19 protein-coding genes, 1 tRNA gene and 1 pseudogene are annotated in these 19,149 nt (G+C 56.7%); 9 read left to right on the forward strand and 12 right to left on the reverse strand.

Annotated elements, in window-relative coordinates; translation table 11 throughout:
• Positions 1-19: 19 nt before the first annotated feature.
• Complete coding sequence (locus BTE54_RS14430) at positions 20-217, reverse strand: hypothetical protein (RefSeq protein WP_078052917.1); 198 nt, start codon at positions 215-217, stop codon at positions 20-22.
• A gap of 182 nt (positions 218-399) precedes the next feature.
• On the opposite strand from BTE54_RS14430, the gene BTE54_RS14435 reads away from it, so the two are divergent.
• A complete protein-coding gene (locus BTE54_RS14435) occupies positions 400-1,569 on the forward strand; it encodes a zinc-dependent alcohol dehydrogenase (protein WP_078052918.1) in 1,170 nt (389 codons plus the stop codon).
• Positions 1,570-1,579: 10 nt separating this feature from the next.
• Positions 1,580-2,374 (forward strand): SDR family NAD(P)-dependent oxidoreductase, encoded by a 795-nt coding sequence (locus tag BTE54_RS14440; protein WP_078052919.1) that lies wholly within the window; start codon positions 1,580-1,582, stop codon positions 2,372-2,374.
• 141 nt (positions 2,375-2,515) lie between these two features.
• Here the strand turns inward: BTE54_RS14440 and BTE54_RS14445 are convergent, their stop codons facing one another.
• Genes BTE54_RS14445 through iolG form a run of 4 tightly spaced genes read right to left on the reverse strand, consistent with a single transcriptional unit; the run spans position 2,516 to position 6,721 of the window.
• Positions 2,516-3,562, reverse strand: a complete 1,047-nt coding sequence (locus tag BTE54_RS14445) for a Gfo/Idh/MocA family oxidoreductase (RefSeq protein WP_078052920.1) — start codon at positions 3,560-3,562, stop codon at positions 2,516-2,518.
• Between the two features lie 31 nt (positions 3,563-3,593).
• Entirely contained in the window at positions 3,594-4,766 is a 1,173-nt protein-coding gene (locus BTE54_RS14450; protein WP_022557482.1) for a Gfo/Idh/MocA family oxidoreductase, read from the reverse strand.
• Positions 4,767-4,780: 14 nt separating this feature from the next.
• Complete coding sequence (gene iolE / locus BTE54_RS14455) at positions 4,781-5,695, reverse strand: myo-inosose-2 dehydratase (RefSeq protein WP_077981793.1); 915 nt, start codon at positions 5,693-5,695, stop codon at positions 4,781-4,783.
• Between the two features lie 18 nt (positions 5,696-5,713).
• Positions 5,714-6,721 (reverse strand): inositol 2-dehydrogenase, encoded by a 1,008-nt coding sequence (gene iolG / locus BTE54_RS14460; protein WP_078052921.1) that lies wholly within the window; start codon positions 6,719-6,721, stop codon positions 5,714-5,716.
• A 119-nt stretch (positions 6,722-6,840) separates the two neighbouring features.
• Between iolG and BTE54_RS14465 the strand changes: the two genes are divergently transcribed.
• On the forward strand, positions 6,841-7,854 hold the full coding sequence (locus BTE54_RS14465; RefSeq protein ID WP_078052922.1) for a LacI family DNA-binding transcriptional regulator: 1,014 nt from the start codon (positions 6,841-6,843) through the stop codon (positions 7,852-7,854).
• Positions 7,855-7,936: 82 nt separating this feature from the next.
• On the opposite strand, the gene BTE54_RS14470 is transcribed toward BTE54_RS14465, so the two are convergent.
• Positions 7,937-8,803, reverse strand: a complete 867-nt coding sequence (locus BTE54_RS14470; RefSeq protein WP_078052923.1) for an aldo/keto reductase family oxidoreductase — start codon at positions 8,801-8,803, stop codon at positions 7,937-7,939.
• 119 nt (positions 8,804-8,922) lie between these two features.
• Here BTE54_RS14470 and BTE54_RS14475 point away from each other — a divergent pair, with 119 nt between their 5' ends.
• The gene (locus BTE54_RS14475) at positions 8,923-9,840 is read left to right on the forward strand and encodes a LysR family transcriptional regulator (RefSeq protein WP_078052924.1); all 918 of its coding nucleotides are present in this window, start codon (positions 8,923-8,925) and stop codon (positions 9,838-9,840) included.
• A gap of 512 nt (positions 9,841-10,352) precedes the next feature.
• Here the strand turns inward: BTE54_RS14475 and BTE54_RS14480 are convergent.
• From BTE54_RS14480 to BTE54_RS25420, 4 genes are all read right to left on the reverse strand, one after another.
• Positions 10,353-10,652: a DUF982 domain-containing protein gene (locus tag BTE54_RS14480; RefSeq protein WP_078052940.1), complete on the reverse strand. Its 300-nt coding sequence runs from the start codon at positions 10,650-10,652 to the stop codon at positions 10,353-10,355.
• A 78-nt stretch (positions 10,653-10,730) separates the two neighbouring features.
• Entirely contained in the window at positions 10,731-11,204 is a 474-nt protein-coding gene (locus tag BTE54_RS14485) for an Hsp20 family protein (protein WP_078052925.1), read from the reverse strand.
• A 166-nt stretch (positions 11,205-11,370) separates the two neighbouring features.
• Positions 11,371-11,661 (reverse strand): hypothetical protein, encoded by a 291-nt coding sequence (locus tag BTE54_RS14490; protein ID WP_065654882.1) that lies wholly within the window; start codon positions 11,659-11,661, stop codon positions 11,371-11,373.
• Positions 11,662-11,754: 93 nt separating this feature from the next.
• A complete protein-coding gene (locus BTE54_RS25420) occupies positions 11,755-11,877 on the reverse strand; it encodes a hypothetical protein (RefSeq protein ID WP_280940561.1) in 123 nt (40 codons plus the stop codon).
• A gap of 68 nt (positions 11,878-11,945) precedes the next feature.
• Here BTE54_RS25420 and BTE54_RS14495 point away from each other — a divergent pair, with 68 nt between their 5' ends.
• Genes BTE54_RS14495 through BTE54_RS14510 form a run of 4 tightly spaced genes read left to right on the forward strand, consistent with a single transcriptional unit; the run spans position 11,946 to position 16,221 of the window.
• Complete coding sequence (locus BTE54_RS14495; protein WP_078052926.1) at positions 11,946-13,055, forward strand: PAS domain-containing protein; 1,110 nt, start codon at positions 11,946-11,948, stop codon at positions 13,053-13,055.
• Positions 13,056-13,066: 11 nt separating this feature from the next.
• Positions 13,067-13,513 carry a response regulator gene (locus tag BTE54_RS14500; RefSeq protein ID WP_065654879.1) on the forward strand — a complete coding sequence of 149 codons (447 nt, stop codon included), beginning with the start codon at positions 13,067-13,069 and terminating at the stop codon, positions 13,511-13,513.
• Between the two features lie 9 nt (positions 13,514-13,522).
• Entirely contained in the window at positions 13,523-15,835 is a 2,313-nt protein-coding gene (locus tag BTE54_RS14505) for a GAF domain-containing protein (protein ID WP_078052927.1), read from the forward strand.
• Positions 15,832-16,221, forward strand: a complete 390-nt coding sequence (locus tag BTE54_RS14510; protein ID WP_143240720.1) for a response regulator — start codon at positions 15,832-15,834, stop codon at positions 16,219-16,221. Before BTE54_RS14505 ends, BTE54_RS14510 begins: the two co-directional genes overlap by 4 nt.
• Before the next feature lie 222 nt (positions 16,222-16,443).
• Here the strand turns inward: BTE54_RS14510 and BTE54_RS14520 are convergent.
• Positions 16,444-17,629: pseudogene (locus BTE54_RS14520) on the reverse strand (IS3 family transposase).
• Positions 17,630-17,728: 99 nt separating this feature from the next.
• Here BTE54_RS14520 and BTE54_RS14525 point away from each other — a divergent pair.
• Positions 17,729-18,828 (forward strand): IS3 family transposase gene (locus BTE54_RS14525; RefSeq protein WP_121490442.1). Its coding sequence is split into 2 segments (ribosomal slippage): positions 17,729-17,981 and positions 17,981-18,828, totalling 1,101 coding nucleotides; the frame shifts between segments, so codons are not numbered across the junction.
• A 241-nt stretch (positions 18,829-19,069) separates the two neighbouring features.
• Here the strand turns inward: BTE54_RS14525 and BTE54_RS14530 are convergent.
• Positions 19,070-19,146 (reverse strand) — tRNA-Met (locus tag BTE54_RS14530).
• Positions 19,147-19,149 lie beyond the last annotated feature (3 nt).

A 19,149-nucleotide genomic window follows, 5' to 3' on the forward strand; every position in this document is an offset into this window, starting at 1 on the left:
CGGCCGCAAACCACAATCTTCACCGTGCTAGGTCCTCGATCACAAGTTCGATGGATTGTGGTTCGGCGCCTTCTTTCGTCTGCACCGTCAAAACGCTGCCGGTGTTCAAAACACCCTCAAGCACGGTGCGTTCGTCTACAATGATCCTGATCACCTTGGGGGTCGCAGCTTCGATGTTCAGGCTGTTGCTGGTTTCGTACTCAACTGTCTGGGTCAAGGCTCGCCTCCGGATCGTGGAAAGATAGGCGGTCTAACTTCGCTCGGGCAAGCTTGTTCCCTCTCTAACGGCGCACCGCCAGCCGCCATCGCTCGAACAGCCCCGGAACTTTGACGATGGGGCCGGGTTAGGCGTGAACCCGGCGCACCCGCTGCTCCACCGATTCAGAAGGAACACCGATCATGAAGGCACTGACTTGGCACGGCAAACACGACATTCGCTGTGAGAGCGTCCCTGATCCGCAAATCGAGGACGGCCGCGACGCGATCATCAAGGTGACCGCCTGCGCAATCTGCGGTTCCGATCTTCATCTCTACAACGGGATCATGCCCGACATGCATGGTGGCGATATAATGGGCCACGAGACTATGGGCGAAGTCGTTGACGTCGGCAGGGACAATAAGACGCTGAAGGTCGGAGACCGGGTTGTCGTTCCCTTCACGATTGCCTGTGGAGAGTGTTTCTTCTGCAAAAGAGGGTTTTACTCCGGCTGCGAGCGCAGCAACCCCAACCCCCATAAGGTCCGGGAAATGTGGGGAAACTCCCCCGCCGGGCTGTTCGGCTACACGCACCTTCTGGGAGGTTTCAGCGGCGGCCAGGCCGAATATATGCGCGTTCCCTATGCCGATGTCGGGCCTATCAAGGTTCCCGACGGCCTGACAGACGAGCAGGTGCTGTTTCTGTCAGACATTTTCCCGACCGGTTACATGGCGGCGGATTTCTGTAATATCCAGCCCGGCGATACGATCGCGATCTGGGGCTGTGGTCCTGTCGGCCAGATGGCCATCCGCTCCGCCTTCCTGTTGGGTGCGGAACGGGTCATCGCTATCGATTCCGTGCCGGAACGGATCGCCCTTGCCGCCGCCTCCGGCGCGCTCACACTGAATTATCTGGATGACGATATTTACGAGCAGATCATGGAATTAACCCATGGCCGGGGCGCAGACGCCTGCATCGACGCCGTGGGGACGGAACCGGATCCGGCCGCCGGCTGGGATTCCCGTCTTGACCGTATCAAGGTGGCGACATTCATGGGGACGGACCGCCCGCATGTGCTGCGGCAGGCTATTTATTGCTGCCGCAACTTCGGCACAGTCTCGATCGTCGGGGTCTATGGCGGTTTTCTCGACAAAATCCCGATGGGCTCCGCGATCAATCGCGGCCTGACATTCCGGATGGCGCAGACACCGGTGCAGGCCTATCTGCCCACCCTTATGGGTCGGATCGAGAAGGGAGAGATCGACCCCTCCTTCGTCATCACCCACCGCGCCACCCTCGATGAAGGTCCTGATCTTTATAAAACATTCAGCCACCGCGACGACGGCTGTATCAAGGTCGTCCTCAAGCCATAGGAGAAGAATCATGCCTGCGGAAAAATCAATCAAAGGCCTTGCTGTCGTCACCGGCGCCTCCTCAGGCATCGGTTACGAACTGGCAAGATGCGCGGCGCAGGACGGCTACAATCTCATCATCGTGGCTGACGAGGCGGAAATCGAAACGGCGGCGACACAGTTGCGGGCAGCGGGAACGGAAGTGGAAGCCGTGCGAGCCGACCTTTCGACACAGGCAGGCGTGGAAAAACTTCTCTCCCGCATAGCGACGAAAGAGTGGCCGGTCGATCTGCTGTTTGCGAACGCGGGACAGGGGCTGGGCAACGGTTTTCTCGATCAGAAAATGGAAGCGGTCCAGCGGGTGATAGCCACCAATATCAGCGGTACCGTTGCGCTGGTGCATGCGATCGGCAACGGCATGCGCCAGCGCGGCAGCGGCCGGATTCTACTCACGGGCTCCATTGCCGGTTTCATGCCCGGCACCTTTCAGGCGGTCTATAACGCGACAAAAGCCTTCATTAATTCCTTCTCATTCGCACTTCGCGAAGAGCTGGATGGCACCGGGGTCACCGTCACGTGCCTGATGCCCGGCGCGACCGAGACAGCGTTTTTCGAGCGCGCGGACATGCTCGACACGGCGGTTGGCAAACAGAAAAAAGACGACCCCGGCTTCGTTGCACAAATCGGCTACGATGCGATGATGAATGGTGACGGAGACGTCGTGTCCGGCTGGAAGAACAAGCTGATATCGGCTGCGGCAAACGTGACCCCTTCGGATATCCTCGCAAAACAACACCGCAAAATGGCTGCCCGGGAAGGAAAGTGACGCTGGCTTACGAGGATCCTGTGAACCGCAGAGTGAATTGCGAAGGGAGGGGTCCAAAGAGCGTCGCCATACCCGCGGCGCGTTTCGCCAGGCTCATGATCTCGCGCAAAGATTACTACGACTATCGGACCAGTCTTGCGGTCATTCAGACAACCCTGCTTTCCTGAAGTCGATATCGAGCGCTGCACGGATCGCATCAAGTGTTTTCATCGTGTCAAGTGATACATCAAGCGGTCTGCAAGGACTTTCAAGGTCGCCGTCGCTGATACTGTAAGCGACCCCAGCAGCCTGATGGTAAAGCCCTTCGAAATGCGCGCCACGAGGTTCCGCGTATTTCAACCTGACAGTCCCGTCCAGCGACCACACTTCGAACGCGCCTGGCAAATGGAACTCGTTGACAAACCGGATCGAGCCCTCCGTGCCGACCATGGTCGCGCCGGTTGGCGTAAACCCATAAAGGGTCGTTGCCATGGTCCCCTGGCAGCCCCGGGAATTCATCATGGCTACAGCCAGCTGCCCATTCACTCCGGCCGGATCGGGACTTGCAACGCCGACGACCTTGGAAGGAACGCCAAGCAGCTTGCTTATTAACGACACTGGATACGTACCTAGATCAAGCAGCGGCCCGCCTGCCAGTTTTGGGTTGAAGATGCGGTGCTCACGCGGAAGATACTCGCCATATTCCGTGTAGACCGATTGGATGTCCCCAATAACGCCCGCATCAAGGACCTGCTGGACAATGTCGAATTTCGGCAGGAAATACGTCCAGAGCGCTTCTGCAAAAAAGACGCCTTTCTTACGAGCAGCAGTGACCATTTCGGCAGCCTGGGCATGATTCAGCGCCATCGGCTTTTCGACGAGCACGTGCTTACCGGCGTTGATCGCGAGCAGGACGTGCTCATGGTGCCAACCATGTGGGGTAGCCACATAGATGATATCGATATCGAGTGATTGAACGAGCGCCTCGTAACTTCCATAAGCGTTCTCGACACCCCACTCAGATGCAAACCGCTTGGCAGTTTCTTCCGATCTCGAACCCACGGCCGCGATTACTTGCCGAGTGTGTGCCTTTACCGATTCTGTGAACTTTGCCGCTATCCAGCCAGTCCCCAAAATGCCCCAGCGCAGTGGAGGAGCGTCCAGGGGTGCTCGCAATCGGGACGGTGGAAGAGCGGTTGGAAATGTCATCTTAAATCTCCTCAAAAAGCCTCTCGATTGCTCAGGACGCCGTCTGTTCCCACTGGCCCGTTGCCAGAGACCGCTCCATGGCGTCAATAATCTGTTCGTTGGCTAGCCCGAATTCGAAATTTGGGTAACAGTCGGCATCGCGCATGATGCCTTCGATCAGGTCACGTACCTCGATAACCTTGACGTCGAAGTAGCCGAGGCCACCGCCAGCGAAATCAAAGCCGAAAAATGCCGAAAACTGCGGCACTTGGCTTCCCGCTAGGATCGTCTTGAATCCGCGGTCAGGCTTGGGGTCGTTGAAACGCGATATCTTCAGCTCGTTGAAGCGCTCTCCGTCCATGATGATCGTGCCCTCTGTCCCGGATATTTCCCAGTAGACGCCAAAGACCTTGCCAGCAGCTACGCGGGATGCCTCAATGGTGCCACCTGCGCCGGATTTGAAGCGGACCAGCGCCTGGATCTGATCCTCGTTCTCGACCATCGCGCGAGGCGCATCATTGCCCGCCTTTGCACCGTAACCCGAACCACCCCGTGGCACGGGCCTCGTTGGAAAAAACGTCTGACTTTGGGCGATGACGCTTTCAACCGGACCCAGCAGATATTGTGCAACGGAAATTACGTGGCTGCCGAGATCGCCCAGCGCCCCTGATCCTGCATCGCGACGCGTACAGCGCCACGAAAATGGCAAATCGGGATCATTGAAAAAGCCTTGATCGAACCAGCCGCGAAAGCGCATGGGCTGTCCGATATCGCCTCTGTCGATCAATTGCTTGGCCAACATTGCCGCCGGTGTCTTGATGTTGTTGAAGGCGACCATCGTCTTGACGCCTTTCTTTCGGGCAGCTGCAGCCATTTGCTCTGCCTCTGCCAGCGTCACGGAAAGTGGCTTTTCGCAGTAGACGTGCTTGCCTGCTTCTATCGCTGCAAGCGCCATTTCATGGTGCATGACGTTTGGCGAGGTGATGTCGACGATGTCGACATTGGGATCCTCAACCAGTCGCCGCCAGTCTCCGGTGCTTTTCTCGAAACCATATCGGGCGGCGGCATCGGCAGCCATTTCATCGCTCGCATCGGCGAGCATATAGAGATGGGGGATGGCCGCCAGATCACGATACAGCACGCCAGCACGACGGTAGGCGTCCGCATGGGCCTGGCCCATGAAGCCTGAACCGATCAGGCCGATATTGAGTTTTTTTTGGGTCATGGCCTCTCTCCCTTTCAATCTGGTCTAGCTGCGAAAAGGTCGTGCATGTGAAAGAAGGCGCGAGTGACGGCAGGACGCGGCGGCGCTTGGGCGGGATCCTGCTCAGCCTCCACCACGAGCCAGCCCTTGTAGCCGCCGCGAACAAAGCGCACGATCGGACTGAAATCGACGTTACCATCGCCAGGAACAGTGAACATGCCGGCACGAACACCGTCGTTAAAGCTGAGGTCGCGGCTGCGAACATCCGTCATCACGGGAGTGCGCATATCCTTGAGATGAATGTGGTTGATGCGATCGCCGAAACGTTCGATCAGCCGTGCGTACTCGAAACCACCACCGGCGGCATGGCCGGTATCGAGCAGAAGCCCAGCCTCCGCTCCCGTCTTGTCGAAGAGCGACGAAATCTCGTCGAAGGTCTCTGCGACCATCATCAGGTGGTGATGATAGGCGAGCACCAGCCCGTATTCTCCGCCAAGCCGCTTGCCGAACTCTGTCAGTCTCGCGGCGTAACCGCCAATATCATCCGCCGGCATGGTCAGGCGTTTCGACATCGGCGCATCGAGCGGCGCGCCTGGTGCCATCATCGCCACCTCGCCATAGACAAGCACACTGCTGCCCATGTCCCGCAGCAGGGCAGCGTGCGCGGCGACGCTTGCCATCTCCGCATCGACGCCGCGCTCGGCAAGTTCGCCGGAATACCAGCCGGATGCGAGTTGCAGGTCGCGGCTGTCCAGAAGCGGACGAAGCACGGCGGCGTCTCGGGGGAACTTGCGACCCAGCTCTACGCCTTGGTAGCCGATTGCTGCCGCATCGTTCAGGCAGGTTTCAAGCGATATGTCGCGTCCGAGATCCTCAAGCACGTCATTTACCCATGACAACGGGCTGACGGCAATTCTGACACCTTCTGGCAGGAGATCGGTGGTTGTCATAGTTGTTGCCTTCCTTTCTCAAGGATGCCAGTCGGAACTGATGTGGACGGGTGAGCCGGTTGTCATCGAAACGATCGCGGCCTCGGCAAGGCGTTGCGCCTCCAAGCCATCTCTTATCCCGGCGAGGGGTTTGGTACCCTTCTCGATCATATCGATGAAGGCGTGCATTTCCGCGAGATAGGCACCCGCAAAACGTTCGATGAAATAGTTCATGGGTATCGACGAATGAAAACCATTGGCGTCGGCGATCATGACGCCCCGTTGCGGGCGGTTTTCGACGTAGAGCACCTCGCTCGAGCACAGGGCCTCCAACCTCTGATCGTAACCGAATGGCGCACGCCGGCAATTTATCATCTGAACGAAGCGACCAGAAACCGATGTCAGTGTGATCATTGCCGTGTCGATATCGCCCGCCGCTTCGATTTCCGGGTCGATCAGGCTTTTTCCAACCGCGTAGACAAGTGCGATTTCCTCTCCAAGAAGATAACGGGCCATGTCGAAATCATGGATCGCCTGGTCTCGAAACATGCCACCCGACCGCTCGACGTAGAAACGTGGCGGGGGCGACGGGTCGCGGGTGTGCATGACGATGTGCTCCAAGCGGCCTGCCTGACCACTCGCAATCCTGTCACGCACCAGACGATAATCCGGATCATATCGGCGTTGAAATCCAAGTAGGCAGGCCACACCGGCGTTTTCAACCTTGCTTGTGACATCTACGACGGTTGCAAAATCAAGGCTGACCGGTTTTTCACAGAACACGGCTTTGCCTGCCTGCGCCGCCCGCAAAAGCAGTTCCGCATGGGTATCAGTGGAACTCGCTATGACGATGCCTGTGATATCTGGGTCGGCAAAGACTTCTTCCGGCTCGCACAGCACGGCTCCGGTTTGGATTACGAGATGCTCGCGATGCTCGCTTGCTACGGGGTCAACGATGTATTTCAGGCGCGCTGAAGGGTGAGCAGCCGCGTTCAGGGCATGCACCTGCCCAATACGGCCTGCGCCAAAGACGGCGAGCTCAATCATGTTTGTAACCTCCCTTTTTCGAAACGCCCATGACGTTCGAATGAGAAAGATGATAGCGTTAGGTTCTTGATGCGGTATTCTATTCTTGAAGAGATCTCGTCAAAATAGGGCCACCTGGAATGGGAAAGATCACGGCAAGGGACATCGCCAAGGCAGCAAACGTTTCGCTTTCCACCGTTGACCGTGTTCTTAACAATCGTGGCGGCGTCACCGACGCGAAGGAAAGACGCGTTATCGAATGGGCTCGAAAGCTCAAGATTGATCGCGCGCTCAATCAGCGGGCCGCACGAACCCTCAGGATTGCCGTTCTGCTTCAGCGTCCCGAAAACCCGTTTCACGCCTCAGTCCAGGCAAACTTCGAGGCGGCAGCGCGAGATTTTCCGCAGTTCAATCTGCAGTTCAAAATCCATCATATCGATCCGGTAAAGCCTCGTGCAACAGCAGGCCTGATCGGCAGCCTCATCAAGACATGCGATGGGATGGTGATTGTCAGCGCAGCGGATCCCGATATTGCTGCCGCATTGAGAGAATTTGGCACGTCGGGCAAGCCGGTTATCACGCTTGTCACTGACATCGCGGGCTCGGAGCGCTTTGCCTATGTTGGTCCCGACAACGTCAAGACAGGCAGGATTGCCGGCGATCTGATGGGCCGCCTTCTCGGGCGAGACGGTGGAGACGTCATTGTGATTTCTGGCATGCTCAGCATGATGGGACATGAGGAGCGTGAGACCGGATTCCGTGCCGTGCTAAACGAACGCTATCCCGATTGTCATGTGACCGAGGTGCTTGAAAGCTACGAGCGGGCTGAACTGGCTGGCGACTTAGTGTTTAGCGCCTTGAAGCGCAACAGCGCCATTCGCGGGATCTACAATGCGTCAGCTGGCGCATCAACCGTCCTGAATTCCGTGGATGCTGTAGGACGAGCGAATGAAATAGTGTTTATCACCCATGAATTGACGGACGAGAGACGGCAGTTGCTGCGACAGGGCTTGATCGATATCATCATCGATCAAGGACCCGCTTTCGAGGTGCAGACTGCCATTGGTGCGCTTGCAGCTTTCTTTGGGCGACAGGAAAGACCACCACCCTCGCTCATAACGCCGGTCCAGATCCACACAATTGAAAACTGCTGAAATGGGCAAGCTGTTTGAGACGAACTGGAACATCCCCTGAACCATCAACCTTCACAGGTTCCTCAGATCTAAACAAACGGCATTAGGCAGCAACATTATCCAGTTCCGACAGTACCTCCGAGGGAAGCTCTATCGTGGCCGCTGCGAGGTTTTCCCGTAGATGGACTCGTGATGAAGTGCCAGGGATCAGGAGAATATTCGGCGATCGTTGGAGAAGCCATGCAAGGGCCACCTGCATCGGCGTGGCGTTAAGCCGGGCGGCGAGGCTCGACAGGGTCGAGGATTGCAGCGGTGAGAAGCCGCCAAGAGGAAAGAACGGGACATAGGCTACGCCTCGAGAGGCGAGCGTGTCGATTAAGGCTTCGTCCTGGCGATGCGCAAGGTTGTACTGGTTCTGCACACAGACGATCTCGGTGATCTTGCCGGCTTCCTCAACCTGCTTGGCCGTGACATTAGACAGTCCAATATGCCGGATCAGGCCTTGTTGCTTCAACTCCGCCAGAACCTGAAGCGGTTCATCCAACGAGCCTTCGGCGGGACCATGCACGTCGAACATGGCGCGGAGGTTCACTACATCGAGCACATCGAGCCCGAGATTGCGGAGGTTGTCATGAACGGCCTGCGTCAGTCCGGCGCGCGAAAATGACGCGTTCCACGAGGCGTCAGCTCCCCTGACTACGCCGACTTTCGTGACAATCACCAGGTCGCTGCCATAGGGATGCAAGGCTTCGCGTATGATCTCGTTCGTGACATGCGGACCGTAGAAGTCGCTGGTGTCGATGTGATTGACGCTACTGTCCACAGCCTCGCGCAGAACGGCGATGGCCTCCCGACGATCGCGCGGCGGGCCGAACACGCCTTTGCCCGCAAGCTGCATGGCGCCATAACCCAGCCGGCGCACCGTACGATCGCCAAGCTTGAAGGTTCCTGTATTTTCGATAGTGCTCATGGCTGTATCTCCTTTGTAGTCCTCAGAAATAGATGTTTGGCATATGCGGCACAAGAAGCTATAATCCGGACAAGCTGTCCGCTCTAACGGACAATCAGCCTCATGGTTTGGAGAACAGGATGTCGGACATTACGGACGTCAATGCGTTTCTGCTGGTGGCTCGATCCAGAGGTTTTCGGCAGGCCGCGCGCGAAAGTGGCATCAGTTCCTCCGCGTTGAGCGATGCGGTAAAACGCCTGGAAGAGGACATTGGGGTAAGGCTATTCAATCGCACCACTCGCAGCGTACTCCCGACGGAGGCCGGACGTCTCTTGCTGGAGCGCACCGGACCTGCGTTTGCAGAAGTTGCATCGGCACTCGACGAGGTAAGAAGCAGCCGCGGCCGCCCCTCGGGGGAGCTCAGGCTAAATGTCCCGATGAGCGCGGCAAGGCTGGTCCTGCCTGCGATCGTGCCGCCGTTCTTGGCGGCCTATCCAGACATAAGACTGGAAATCGTGACCGACGAGAATTTCGTCGACATCATAAAAAGCGGCTGCGATGCTGGCATCCGTTATGACGAACGGCTCGAGCAGGATATGGTGGCTTTGCCGATCGGCCCGCGTCAGCAGCGCTACGCCCTTGCCGCGTCGTCGCGTTATCTCGCAAGGAGGGGTGGACCGCAACATCCACGAGACCTGCTTTCGCATGATTGTATTCTAGGGCGGTTTTCGGGGCGTGCACTCCCCTCTTGGGAATTCGAACGCGATGGGGAGGAAGTCATCATAAATCCGAAAGGTAACCTCGTGGTCCAGTTCGGCGGCGGCACCGATCTTGGCATCGACGCAGCCATTGCCGGTTCTGGCATGATTTATATTTTCGAGGACTGGCTAAGGCCACACTTCGATCGAGGAGATCTGGTGCCGGTGATGGAAGAATGGTGGCTGCAGTTTTCGGGCCCGTTCCTCTATTACCCTGGGCGGCGCCTTGTGCCCGCGCCATTGCGCGCATTTATCGATTTCGTGAGGCAATCACACAAGGTATGGATCGGGGCAGAATGAGCGGACGCTTCGGTTTGAACTTGAAGATCGGTCCTCGCTCTTGATGGGAATCGAACCGGCAACACTGCTTTTAACGAAAGCTCGGTTTCCAACGATATGTCGAGCGTCCGCTATGGTGGACATGCGGTGAAACAGCGATCATGTGTCGAAAAAGAGCAGCGCTCCATACCGACGCTCAATAGCATTGACGGCGAACCAGCGAATGGGGCCGAAATGCTCGTGAAGGCCAAGCCTTTGCGGGGAACGAAGGTAGAGTTCGAAAACCATCCCTGCTGGAGTCAACCCAGGTTCAACCCGCGTGCTGGCTTACATGAACTGTTGTCCCGACGACGTTGGACGGCCGGGAGACTGCACCGATGGAAGCCACGCCAAAGCTCAGGGTTAACATCGACGACCTCGCCCGAAGGTCTGGCATCGGGTAGTCTTGCCTCTACTCAATGGGACCTCTCGGAATACAGGCCACCTTAAGTTGGTGGAACTATCTTCGTCCGAAGTGAACCTCTCGAGCTGCATCACCCCACGTGTGGATCTCTATCGCGATACCGGCGAGAAGCCAAAACCGCACATGTTTCAGGGGCAAGAAGTTCATGCTTTTCCGCAAACGCTGTGAACAGACCACGCGCCGTTTCTGCCTCAATCTCGCCACGAAGGGCTGCCTGACAGGCTTTTAAGGCAACGGAATGAGCGGTGTCTCTGAGTGACACCGGCCACTCGGCTAGGTGTCGGTAAGCATCCATTAAGGTACGAACTTCCGTCGGGAACCCCAAGCCGACAAGAATAGTAACTGGTTTGCTGAACATATCGGGTTTCATCGTTCTCTCCTTCCAACCCGTCATGTTGACGGGCGCCATCGCAATGGCGCCCTTGGACTTAGTTGACAAACTTACAGATCAAGCCGCCTTCTGTGCTTCAATCTGTGCCGGCGCCGCCGACGTCAGCGTGGGCGTGCACTGAATCGAGATCTTGCGCGGCTTCAATGCCTCGGGGATCTCGCGGACAAGCTCGATCGACAGGAGACCGTTATTCAAACCCGCTCCGCTCACACGGACATGGTCGGCGAGTTCGAAACGATGTTCGAACGGGCGACCAGCGATGCCGCGATGCAGGTAGCCATCCGAGGGTGCCTCCTGCTTCTTGCCGGCAACAGTGAGCAGGTTGGATTGGAAACTGACGTCGAGATCGTCTTGGGCAAAGCCCGCCACCGCAATCGAGATCCGATATGAATCGTCGCCTGTTTTGACGATGTCATAGGGCGGCCAGTCGTTCGTCGAACGGGCACGCTGAGCGTTTTCCAGAAGATTGAAGATCCGGTCGAAACCAACGCTCGAGCGGTAGAGTGGTGCATAGTCGTAAGATGTTGCCATAGCCATATCCTCCTTGAAGCAACATGGGTACGGGAGTGCCAAAAGCGGCGCTCCCGGCAATGCCAACCCTGTCTTAAGCGGCTGGCGGCAGACGATTTGGTTTTGGTGATTTTCCGATTCAAGATCTGCTGCGGAAAAAATTTACCGAATTCGCACTATCCGGCTGTCAATGTACCGATCGACTGAGAACACGATGCGGATAAGCCGCCTTGAACTGCGAGATCATCTCGCAAGCTTGCTGCAATACCCGCTCGGCGGTTTCGGGAGTGTCGCGTGCCAGTTCATCGGCGTTTACGCGGATGGCTTCCGCCATATTCGCAGACATCAATGCAAATCGCCCCTCACCGTAGACAAGGGCCTCCTGCGAGGCGGTCTCAAGCCATCGCGCAAAATCGACAATAATCTCTTCCCTCTCGGCGATGCTAGCGTCCTTGATGATCTTAATGTCCTCTTCCATTTGGTCTCACTCCATACAGACGTGGGAAAGCGACCGGGCTCATCAAGCCCCGATCGCCGGGTGAGCTAGGAAGTGGACATGTCCGATTCAAGCCTAGTGCAGCTTGAACTCACCGTCGACACGCCGCCATTCTGCGGCGGCGTCCAACCCAGCCTCGAACATCGTCTGACGAAGCGCCTTAACAGATGCGCGGATGAAGATACGCTTTCCTGCCAAACGAGCTCCTGCCATGGAACCAATATGGGAGCCGCACATTATTAGTTGCCGCAAAATCAGGAATCCTCATGACAGATGACCCTCAGACCCGACAAGACGCCAGAGATGCAGGGAACCGTCTCGTTGCTGGTCATGCTTCTGAAGATCCATTCGCGGCGGCGTTCAAAGCCACGCGTATGCCCATGCTCATCACCGATCCGCGTCAACCTGACAACCCGATTATCTTCTGTAATACGGCGTTCTCTAAGTTGACTGGCTATTCCAACGAGGAGCTAATCGGAAAGAACTGCCGTCTCCTTCAGGGACCGAATACCGATCCGAAAGCTGTGCAGAAGCTTCGCGAAGCCGTTGCGGCAGCGGAGGATCTGTCAATCGATATCCTAAATTACCGGAAAGATGGATCAGAATTCTGGAACGCCCTCTTTGTCAGTCCGGTTCGCGATGCCTCAGGAACGGTCATCTATTTCTTTGCCTCGCAACTCGACTTCACAAATATCAAGAGCAAGGAAGCGAAGCTCGCCCAGGCACGTCACACCGCCGAAGAAGAAGTTGCGTTGCGAACTGCGGCTCTGACAGATGCCCTTCGAGCGAAAACGGCCTTGGTTCACGAGGTCGATCACCGGGTGAAAAACAACCTACTGACGATTGCGTCGATCGTGAAACTTCAAGCGCGTATGACTGAGAATGATGTCGTTGAGCGAACACTCATGTCAGTGCTCAATCGGGTCGAAGCTCTAAGCACGGTTCAGCGTAAACTCCTGAACGACGAAGAGGTCGGCTATTTCGACGTCGCAGATTTCGCAAACACCCTGATGCTTGACAAGATAGGTGCGCTTAAGCGCCCCGACATCCAGCTCACGACAGATCTTCACGAAGTCGTAGTCCCAGCGACTAAGGCATCTCCGCTGGCCCTGATCATAAACGAGCTCGTCGGCGACGCTATCCGCAGGGGTCTGAGTGACGGCGGTGGCAAAATCCATCTCGAGATAAGGCGGCTGAACGGGCACTTCTTGATGCGGGTCATCGACACCGTTTCGCCAGTGGAGGTAGACAAAGAAGAGGAGGCTTTCAGCCAGAAGATGCTTGAGGCGTGTCTCCTGCAACTTCGCGCCAAGATGGACCGGAAGATTACCGGTCACAAAACAGACGTTAGCGTCGAGCTGTCGGTGAAAGACTGAGAGGATTTGTCTTGAATATTCTGATTGTCGAGGACGAGGTCCTCCTGGCTATGGAGCTGGAAAGCGAAGTGGAAGATGCCGGCCATCATGTCGTCGGGACGGCCGCTGACAGCCGGGAAGCAATCGAACTCGCTGAAGCGACCTCGCCGCAATTTGCTTTTGTCGATATTCAGTTGCTCGACGGCCCGACAGGCATCGATGTCGGCCGCTACCTGTCGGAGAAAACAATACCCTTCGTTTTCGTGTCAGGTAATCTCAAGCGTATACCAGACGATTTTGCCGGAGGACTCGGGGCGATCGAGAAGCCTTACACAATGAACGGGTTGCAGAACGCCATGCAGTTTCTTCAAAGTTTTGTCGATGGAGGCCCCACGTCCGTAGTTCCGCCGAGCCTTGTCCTTTCGCCCGCCGTCCTTGCGGCTCTAGCTTCACGATCAACTTCGCGTCCGCGCGGTTAAGGAAACCCAGTGAGTTCACCATCGGAGCGCATCGGCGCTGTTCGAGATTCAGGTCTGCTTGAAGCTCCGGTTCAGTCGGAATTCCAGGACATTATCGAGGTCGTCAAAGCGGGGCTGAACTGTCCTGTGGCGCTTGTGTCGATACTCGATGAAGATCGTCAGGTTTTCATCGCTCACCTCGGCTTGCCGGAAAAATGGGCCGAGGCGGCTGAGACCCCCCTGACGCACTCATTCTGTCAACATGTCGTCCGCGATAAACAGCCTCTGATCATAGGTGACGCAACGATCCACGATCTTGTCCGGAACAATCTGGCCATCACGGATCTTGGCGTGATCTCCTACATGGGGGTTCCAGTTACGTTGCCGGACGGAATGGTGATCGGGGCGTTGGCTGCGATCGATGGTGAGCCACGTACTTGGACGGAGAGCGAGCTCGAGTTGCTCAGTCGGATCGGCAAGCTGGTTTCGAACCAGATCGCCACTTTTCTATCCGAGCGTCGATGGAGTTCGCTTTTCGAGCAGCTCGAGGAAGGCATTATCGTCGGCTCAGTTGTTCGGGATATCGATGGCAAGATCGTCGACTGGCGGTATGAAACGGTCAATCCCGCTTGGAGTGAACTGGTAGGCTATCCTGACCAAAACGTGTCAGGCCGTACAATGTGTGAGATTTTCCCGAGTTTTGAACAGGAGTGGGTTTCCGACGTCGCAGACGTGGTCGAAACCGGCCGGAATAAACGGTTTACCCGGAAAGTTGGCTCGCTTGGCCGCTGGTTCGATGGCTACGTACAAGCCACCGGTAATGATAAGTTTGTCATCATTTTTGTCGAGGTGACGGACCGAATGCGGGCGCTGGAGGCACTTCAGGAGAGCGAGACAAAACTGCGGCTCATCGTCGAGGGGGCGAAAGACTACACAATTCTGACAGTGGATAACCAGCACCGCATTACCAGCTGGTTTGGGGGGGCGCAGGAAACGTTTGGCTGGTCGGAAGCGGAGATGCTCGGCCGGCCGTTCGCAGAGCTCTTTACGGACGAGGATCGCGCGGCAGACGTTCCGGCTAGGGAAGTGCGTAAAGCCGCAGCAGAAGGCCTCGCAGTCGATCGGCGATGGCACCAGACAGCGGACGGATCAAAGGTGTTTCTCGACGGGACCCTTCGCCCGCTTCCAAGCCGAGGTGCTTCACCGATTTCCGGGTTCATCAAGGTCGCACGGAATGCTACGGCGCAAAAAGTTGCGGAAGACCGACAGCTGGCATTTCTGGAGCTAGGTGACAAAATTCGTGAACTGGACGATGTCACAGATGTAGCATTTGCTGCAGCCGAGATTATGGCGCGAAACCTGGCTGGCGCCACAAGAGCAGGCTACGGCCTTGTGGACCCGATTGCCGAGACCGTTGAAATGCTGCCAGACTGGCGAGCAGAAGGGGTCTCGACCGTCGCTGGCCTACATCAGTTTCGTAACTATGGATCATATATCGAGGATCTTAAGCGCGGCGAGACGGTGATTATCCCAGACGTGGAAAAAGATCCCCGGACGTCAGACTCGGCCGAGCTGTTTCATTCGATCGGAATCTCGGTTCTCGTCAATGTTCCGATCGTTGAGCACGGCGCGTTTGTGGGAGTTATGTTCGTTCACTACGACAGACCCCATCACTTCACGACGGAAGAGCGCGATTTTGTCCGCACAATTGCCGACCGAACGCGCGAAGCCATCTCCAGGATACTAGCCCAACAGGAACAGCAGGTTTTGAACCACGAGATCAGTCATCGCCTGAAGAATACGATGGCCATGGTCCAGGCGATTGCAACGCAGACCTTGCGTCCGGTGACAGATCGAGGGCCAGTCGAGGCCTTTACCAACCGTCTCCACGCGCTCTCCAAAGCCCACGAGGTCCTTCTCGTGCAGGATTGGTCCTCCGCGCGTATGGAGGCCGTCATTGATTCTGTTTTGCGCCAGCTGTCACTACCCGACCGTTACTCGATGTCAGGTCAAGACTTGGAGCTTGGACCGCGCTCGGCTCTTTCTCTGGCTCTTTTGATGCATGAACTTGGCACCAACGCCCTGAAATATGGAGCATGGTCGAACGACGTGGGTACCGTTACCGTTCGTTGGACAACGCAGGAGTGCAACGGAGATACTGCGCTTCATCTTGACTGGAAGGAGCATGATGGCCCCGCGGTGGTTACGCCATCAGGTAAAGGTTTTGGATCGAAACTCATACGACTTGGATTGATGGGAACAGGCGGTGTCGAAATCAATTACGATCCGGAAGGATTGCGAGTGACGATGCAGGCATTGGTTTCGCAACTGAGGCACTCATGATGATGGCTGACATTATGAACAAAGTTGCGATCATCCTGGTAGTCGAAGACGAACCGCTGTTGCGCCTGGCTGCCGTCGACCTCGTTGAGGCGGCAGGATATCAAGCGGTTGCCGCGGCAGATGCGACAGAAGCCGTGGCTATTCTGGAGGAACGCGACGATATTCGCATTGTGTTTACCGACGTCGATATGCCGCGCGGCCTCGACGGCATGCGCCTTGCGGCCATCATTCGTGATAGGTGGCCGCCGATCAAGGTGATCGTTGTTTCTGGGCATATCCAGGACCCTGGCGACCGGATTCCTGCTGAAACGGTATTTTTCGCCAAGCCTTACCGGGAAGAGCAGATCGTCGAGACTATTAAGCAGCTGCTTCAACAGAAAGCGTAATTCGATAAGGGCCAAGCTTGCCATGCACACACTAGGCCAAAGCATGTCCGCCGATGTTCGTTAGCCATCTTGCAACGATGTTGCCGAGTAATGCACCGACACACCCTGAACCGTCAGCAGGCCACTTTCCTACATGCCGCGCAATGCACAGCAAAGTCGCATCAACGTCCGCTTTGAGGCTCGTCAACGGAAGCTGAACAACGGCGACCTTGCCCGCAAGTTTTATCCAGTTTTGAGCTCGCTCCAGCGGTTTTGGGTTTCTGTATTCGGGGCGGTAGTGGCGGGGTGCGGTGCGGAGCCATTTCGGCTGCGCAGCACCGCATCACGTCGCGGTTTGATTGTCTGAGCGAACTCGGCGGGTGTCAGCCAGCCGAGGCCAGAGTGTGGGCGGTGATCGTTGTAATCGTAGCGCCAGTTTGAAAACCCAGGACTCTCCCGAAAACTGGAGGGAGATTGGGTCTCAGGTCAACTCGTCTCGCAGCCGCCCATTGAAGCTTTCGATGAAGGCGTTGGAAAGGCTTGCCCGGTGCGATGTAGCGCCATTCCACCTTGGTCCGATCCGTCCATTGCAAGATCGCGTTGCTGGTCGACTCGCTACCATTGTCGCTGACGATCATCTTCGGCTTGCCTCCTCCCTCGATGATCCGGTCCAGTTCACGGGCAACCCGCATACAGGAAAGCGACGTATCCGCGACGAGAGCCAAACACTCCCTGGTGCAATCGTCGACCACCGTAAGCACCCGGAATCTGCGACCATCGGTGAGCTGATCCGACACGAAGTCCAGTGACCAGCGATCATTGGCGGCAAGCGGGATCAGCATCGGTGCTCGTGTGCCTATCGCTTGTTTCCGACCGCCGCGCTTGCGCACCATCAGCTTCTCCTCCCGATACAGCCGGAAGAGCTTCTTGTGGTTCACATGGTGTCCCTCGCGTTTGAGCAGCACGTGGATGCGGCGGTAACCGAAGCGGCGGCGCTCATGCGCCAGCGCCCTCATCCGCTCGCGACGGTCATGGTCATCGCTGCGCCTCGTTTCGTAACGAACCGTCATTCGGCAAAAGCCGATGGCTTTACACGCCCGCCGTTCGCTCAGCTGGTGGTGATCCATCAGATGCGCGACAGCTTTTCGCCTTGCTGCGGGCGTCACCACTTTTTTCCCAAAAGGTCTTTCAAAGCCGCATTGTCCAGCATCGCATCTGTCAGGAGCCGTTTCAGCTTCGTGTTTTCGTCTTCCAGCGTCTTCAAGCGCTTGGCTTCGGGTACGTCCATGCCGCCGAACTGGGCTTTCCACTTATAGATGCTGGCATCGCTTACGCCGTGCTTGCGGCAAAGCTCCAAGACCGGCGTGCCAGCCACGTACTCCTTCAGAATGCCGATGATCTGTTCGTCTGTAAAACGATTGCGCTTCATTCCCTGGCTCTCTCAATGTGACGTGCCCCCAATAAATTTGGCCATTTAGAACTGGAATTTTCCACTTATGATCCCTGGTGGGAAGAAGAGGAGAATTCGATGAAGGCCTCGAAGTTTTCGGAAGCGCAGATCGCATTCGTGTTGAAGCAGGCAGAGGATGGCACGCCGATCGGCGAGGTCTGCCGCAAGGCAGGAATTTCGGACGCGACGTTTTACAATTGGCGCAAAAAATACGCGGGCTTGATGCCCTCGGAGATGAAGCGTCTTCGCCAGCTCGAGGACGAGAATGCCAAGCTGAAGCGGATCGTCGCGGATCTGTCATTGGACAAGGCCATGCTCCAGGACGTGCTGTCAAAAAAGCTCTAAGGCCTGCCCGCAAGCGCAAGCTTGTCGACACGGTCAAAGTGGACTGGAAGGTTTCGATCCGGCGCGCATGTGCGGTATTGAAGATCGATCGGTCGCTTTATGTCTCCAAGTCCAGGCGCGGCGAGCAGGCCGAGTTGAAGCTGAAGATCAGGGACATCTGCCAGACGCGAGTGCGTTACGGTTATCGTCGTGTTCATGTCCTGCTCAAGCGCGACGGGTGGCCCGTCAATCCGAAGCGAATCTATCGCCTTTACAAGGAGATGGACCTCCAGCTCCGCAACAAGGTTCCCAAACGACGGGTCAAGGCGAAGTTGCGGGCGGATCGCACGGAAGCCACCCATTCCAACCATGTCTGGGCCATGGACTTCGTTCATGACCAGTTGGCAACGGGTCGCAAGATTAGGGCGCTGACGGTAGTCGACACCTTCTCGCGGTTCTCGCCGGCAGTCGACGCCCGCTTCAACTACAAGGGCGAAGACGTGGTACAGACGCTGGAGCGGGTATGCCGGCAGGTCGGTTATCCCGCCGCTATCCGCGTCGATAATGGCAGTGAATTTATCTCCCGGGACCTTGACTTCTGGGCTTATCACAAGGGTGTCGTGCTCGACTTCTCGCGGCCTGGCAAGCCGACGGACAACAGCTACATCGAGAGTTTCAATGGCAAGTTCCGGGCCGAGTGCCTGAACGCCCATTGGTTCATGAGCCTTGACGACGCGCGATCGAAGATGGAGGATTGGCGTAGAGACTATAACGAGTTCCGGCCACATAGCGCCATCGGCAACACGGTGCCGATTTCGCTTATGAACGGCTCATCGGCACCCCCGCCGAACTGAGCCAAAACCCCGGAAAATTCCAGCTCCCGCTGGCCCAAATTCGGAGAGCGCATCACAATGGGCCAGAGCTTACTTCAAAATGGTTTATTTCAACGGGGCAAGGTCATTTCAACATGATGGAATTACGGCATACGGGCAGTGCCAAATTGGGGGCGGGATTTGTGCTAGCGTTGTGCTAGGGGTAAAAACGACTTCGGCCTCCCGAAGGAGGCCGATAAAGTCTTGATAGTCTTGAAGATATTGGTTGCGGGGGCAGGATTTGAACCTGCGGCCTTCAGGTTATGAGCCTGACGAGCTACCGGGCTGCTCCACCCCGCGTTG

This window comes from Agrobacterium sp. YIC 4121, assembly GCF_002008205.1.
In the GTDB taxonomy this organism is placed as follows: domain Bacteria; phylum Pseudomonadota; class Alphaproteobacteria; order Rhizobiales; family Rhizobiaceae; genus Agrobacterium; species Agrobacterium leguminum.